The organism is Maribacter sp. 4G9, from assembly GCF_002742265.1.
In the GTDB taxonomy this organism is placed as follows: domain Bacteria; phylum Bacteroidota; class Bacteroidia; order Flavobacteriales; family Flavobacteriaceae; genus Maribacter.
Window position 1 is genome coordinate 1 of record NZ_MDGL01000021.1, and the last position, 1,372, is coordinate 1,372.

At 37.3% G+C, this 1,372-nt stretch carries 2 protein-coding genes; one reads left to right on the forward strand and one right to left on the reverse strand.

Going from position 1 to position 1,372, the window contains the following annotated elements; all coding sequences use genetic code 11:
- Positions 1-149: 149 nt before the first annotated feature.
- The gene (locus BFP75_RS02245; protein WP_099543053.1) at positions 150-860 is read right to left on the reverse strand and encodes an amidohydrolase family protein; all 711 of its coding nucleotides are present in this window, start codon (positions 858-860) and stop codon (positions 150-152) included.
- A 144-nt stretch (positions 861-1,004) separates the two neighbouring features.
- On the opposite strand from BFP75_RS02245, the gene BFP75_RS21675 reads away from it, so the two are divergent.
- On the forward strand, positions 1,005-1,163 hold the full coding sequence (locus BFP75_RS21675; protein WP_165776521.1) for a hypothetical protein: 159 nt from the start codon (positions 1,005-1,007) through the stop codon (positions 1,161-1,163).
- The last annotated feature ends 209 nt before the right edge of the window (positions 1,164-1,372 follow it).

The following is a 1,372-nucleotide window of genomic DNA, read 5'->3' on the forward strand; positions in this document are numbered from 1 at the left end:
GTTATCTGCGTAGGGTGGATCTCGTACTTCCTGCCCAGCTCTTGGATGGTAAAACGTTCCGATAGCGCCTCCAGCACCACCTTGAACTTGAATTTCGATGTGTGTTTCCTGCGTGTCATAATACAGTAAATTTAGATTAAAAATTAAACTTAACTTACTGTCCTATTTTTGGGGGGAATTATATGGCTCCATACTTTTAGGTCTTTTTTGTGAGCAAATTCAGTAAGCTTTAACAATAATTCAGGACTTACGTTGGAATAAACCTTTAAACCGGTTACACCAGTTTCCTTGGCATCCTCAACAATTATTTCCAAATTGGTTTCATCAGTTATCAGCCTCATCCAAGGTGCTGAACCCGGTTCAAAACCAATTGCGGCAAATTTAGTTCTAGGGTCTTTTAGAAAAGTTGGTCCAAAAATAGTAGCAGAGTAATAGATGTCAGAGCCATTTAGATTTCCGTCTATTATTTCCTTATTTAAAGTTTGATAAATTCTAGCATCGCCACCCATATCTCTTACGGAAGTAACTCCTGAATAAAGTAATTTTGACAAAATTTCTTTTCGATTTTTTGGTCTGAATAGGTGTACGTGTGAATCTATAAGTCCTGGAATAATAAATTTTCCATTTAAGTCAATAATCTTTAGATTGCTTTCTAAGATTATTGAATCAGTTGATTTAATAGATTTTATCTTATCATCCTGAATCAGTATTGTCATATTCTCCATTTGTCGAGAATTTTCAACATCAATTATCGTGGCATTCGTTAATGCAAATGAATTCCCAGAGTTTGTTTGAGCAAGTGCATCACTATAAAGAGTCGTGAAAACTGTAAGTACAATGACGATTATTAGATTTCTCATAATTCTGGATTTTTAAGTTCGTATTAAATGTATGCCAACGCAGGGCTATGTGAAGCCACGTTACGGATTTTAAATTTACGCAACTTGTTGGGATAAATTTACAAATACGTGTTGAACGTGGCCAGGTTGCATATAGCCGTTGATATGTACAGTTTTCCTCGATGGCGCCTAAAGGTGATAGGTTGGATGGTCCCTCATCCTACGGATTATGCAAACTGGCATGGCCCTGCGATGATGTACATTTCCCAAGGGGCGGGAATTGGAGCCTTTGGCGACAATGTAGCGACTTGGGTTCACCTTTAGGTGAATTGTACATCATCGTTGTTGTATATGGTTTGTTGCGTGTTTTAAGCACCTAATTTAGCAAATACAAACCGAATAGAAAATCCGCGAGGATTTTCGTAAGTAGGCTAGAACTAGCAATAAATTATACACGTTGTGTGTGCCCAGTATGGGCATCTTTATCTTATAGCAATATAAGAATTTATTTAGAGGGTGTAAGTCCCTTATGC

What these genes read in the sequence shown, in the direction of transcription:
- BFP75_RS02245 (WP_099543053.1), bottom strand. Translation starts at nt 860, where the DNA reads ATGAGAAATCTAATAATCGTCATTGTACTTACAGTTTTCACGACTCTT.
- BFP75_RS21675 (WP_165776521.1), top strand. Translation starts at nt 1,005, where the DNA reads ATGTACAGTTTTCCTCGATGGCGCCTAAAGGTGATAGGTTGGATGGTC.